At 68.1% G+C, this 2,391-nt stretch carries 3 protein-coding genes; 2 read left to right on the forward strand and 1 reads right to left on the reverse strand.

The window, feature by feature from the left end:
* A partial coding sequence (locus D180_RS23205; protein WP_304412386.1) for an NAD(P)-dependent oxidoreductase occupies positions 1–148 on the reverse strand: 148 nt, incomplete at its 3' end.
* A gap of 167 nt (positions 149–315) precedes the next feature.
* Between D180_RS23205 and D180_RS22315 the strand changes: the two genes are divergently transcribed.
* Both D180_RS22315 and D180_RS22320 read left to right on the forward strand, forming a co-directional pair.
* Positions 316–1,299: a LysR family transcriptional regulator gene (locus tag D180_RS22315; protein WP_017914513.1), complete on the forward strand. Its 984-nt coding sequence runs from the start codon at positions 316–318 to the stop codon at positions 1,297–1,299.
* Positions 1,300–1,668: 369 nt separating this feature from the next.
* Positions 1,669–2,256 carry a phospholipid scramblase-related protein gene (locus D180_RS22320; RefSeq protein WP_017908488.1) on the forward strand — a complete coding sequence of 196 codons (588 nt, stop codon included), beginning with the start codon at positions 1,669–1,671 and terminating at the stop codon, positions 2,254–2,256.
* The last annotated feature ends 135 nt before the right edge of the window (positions 2,257–2,391 follow it).

Here is a 2,391-nt window from a genome sequence, read left to right on the forward strand (position 1 = left end):
CTGGGGTCAGGGTCGGCGCGGCCACCCGTGGCAGGGCGCCGGCGGCGAGCAGTGCCTGCAGCTGGCGCTCGGCGGCCGCGCCGCCGCCGATCACCAGCACGGCCCGGTCGCGCAGGTCCGGATACAGGGCAATCGGGGCAGGGCTCACAGGGACGGCTCGCAACGCAGTGCAGGCGGGAGCGACGACCGTAGCGCCGGCTCATAGCCCCAGGAAATGACTTCATGCCCAAGGCAGATAGCTTTCGGTTATAAGGTGAAAGGCCGAATTCCACTACAGTCGAGCGTCCCGCCTGGCGGCGCCTCGCCCTCGTCCCGATGACGCTGACCCAACTTCGCTACCTCGTCGCCATTGCCGATGCCGATCTGAACATCACCCTGGCGGCGGCGCGCGTGCACGCCACCCAGCCGGGGCTGTCCAAACAGCTCAAGCAACTGGAGGACGAACTGGGCTTCCTGTTGTTCGTGCGCAAGGGCCGCAGTCTGGAGACGGTGACTCCGGCCGGGCGCGAGGTGATCGAGCGCGCGCGCGCTGTGCTGGCCGAGGCCAACAACATCCGCACCTACGCCGCCAACCAGCGCCGCGAGAGCCAGGGCCAGCTGACCCTCACCACCACCCACACCCAGGCGCGCTTCGTGCTGCCGCCGGCGGTGGCGCAGATCAAGCAGGCCTATCCGCAGGTCAGCGTGCACCTGCAGCAGGCCGCCGAGAGCGCGGCGCTGGACCTGCTCAGCCAGGGCGATGCCGACATCGCCATCGTCAGCACCGCCGGCACGGCGCCGGCCGCCGGCATCGCCGTGCCGCTGTACCGCTGGCGGCGGCTGGTGCTGGTGCCGCGCGGGCATGCGCTGGACGTGCCCAAGCGGGTGCCGGACATGGCCGCGCTGGCGGCGCAGCCTTTGATCAGCTACGAATCCTCCACGCGCGCCGGCTCCTCGCTGCAGCGCGCCTTCGGCCGCCTCGGGCTGGAGCCGCGGATCGCGCTGACCGCGCTCGACGCGGACCTGATCAAGACCTACGTGCGCACCGGACTCGGCGTGGGCCTGCTGGCGGAAATGGCGGTGAGCGCCAACGACACCGATCTGCGCGCGTGGCCGGCGCCGCCGGAGATTCCCGACTGCATCGCCTGGGCGGTGCTGCCGCGCGACCGGGTGCTGCGCGATTACGCGCTGGAGCTGGTGCACGTGCTGGCGCCGCAGATCGACACCCGCGACCTGCGCCGGGTGATGGAAGGCAACCAGCAGCCGGATTGGCCGGCGCCGCCGAGCTGGGAAGATCTGACCCAGACCATTACCAGTTGAAGCCGGGAATGTTGAAGCCGGGAATGGGGAATCGGGATTGGGGAATGGCGGTGAAGCCGGGAATGGGGAGTCGGGACTGGGGAATCGCGACAGCGGCGTCCTTTGATCGATACGTCGATTGGCTTCGGACAGACGTCTGGCAAAAGAAGTAAGGGCAACGGCGTCGCGGCCTGCACTGGAATGAAGACCCCGCACTGGCGTGGTTGCCTGCCGTGCGCGTTGCCGCGGCCGCAGTCGCCCCCTATCATGCGGCCCGCGCTGCCGCCCGGCAGGCCGCGACCCTGGACGTGCCGGCGGCTGTCGGCACCGCGCAGCCGCTGTGCGGCCGCCGCCCAGGGCGCGTCGACTTTCCCAACGCAAGGACGCCCGATGCATCCTGTTCTCCAGCACAACCTGTTCTTCGTCAAGGAACAGGTCGGCATGTTCAAGGCCGCCAACAACTACGACGTGTTCGATCCGCACAGCAACCGCAAGCTGCTGGAATGCCGCGAGCCGAACCTGGGCGTGTTCACCAAGATCTTCCGGTTCACCGACTACAAGCGCATGACCCCGTTCCAGGTGGAAGTGCGTACTCCGGATGGGCAGAAGGTGCTGACGGTCAAGCGCGGCTTCTCGCTGTTCCTGTCCAAGGTCGAGGTGCTGGACGAGCGCGATCGGCTGGTCGGTTCCTTCAGCCAGAAGTTCTTCTCCATCGGCGGCAAGTTCGACGTGCTCGATGCCCAGGGCGCGCCGGTGTGTACCCTGCGCGGCAAGTGGACCAGCTGGGATTTCCGCTTCGTGCAGGGCGAGCGCGAACTGGCGCAGGTCTCGAAGAAGTGGGCCGGGCTGGGCAAGGAACTGTTCACCAGCGCCGACAACTACATGCTGTCGATCGCCGAGAGCCTGCCGGCCGAGGATCCGCGGCGGATCCTGATCATGGCGGCGGTGCTGTGCATCGATATGGTGTTGAAGGAGTGACTTTGAAGCCGGGAATGGGGAATCGCGGTGAAGCCGGGAATGGGGAATCGGGACTGGGGAATCGCAAAAGCGGGATTCCCGCGGCGGCGGCTCCCCGGCCCCTCACACTGAGCGGCCGTGGCCATTGTGGGAGGG

The organism is Xanthomonas sp. SHU 166, assembly GCF_000364685.1.
In the GTDB taxonomy this organism is placed as follows: domain Bacteria; phylum Pseudomonadota; class Gammaproteobacteria; order Xanthomonadales; family Xanthomonadaceae; genus Xanthomonas_A; species Xanthomonas_A sontii.

Excerpts from the sequence above, each read along its gene's own strand:
- D180_RS22320 (WP_017908488.1), top strand. The coding sequence starts at position 1,669 with ATGCATCCTGTTCTCCAGCACAACCTGTTCTTCGTCAAGGAACAGGTC.
- D180_RS22315 (WP_017914513.1), top strand. The coding sequence starts at position 316 with ATGACGCTGACCCAACTTCGCTACCTCGTCGCCATTGCCGATGCCGAT.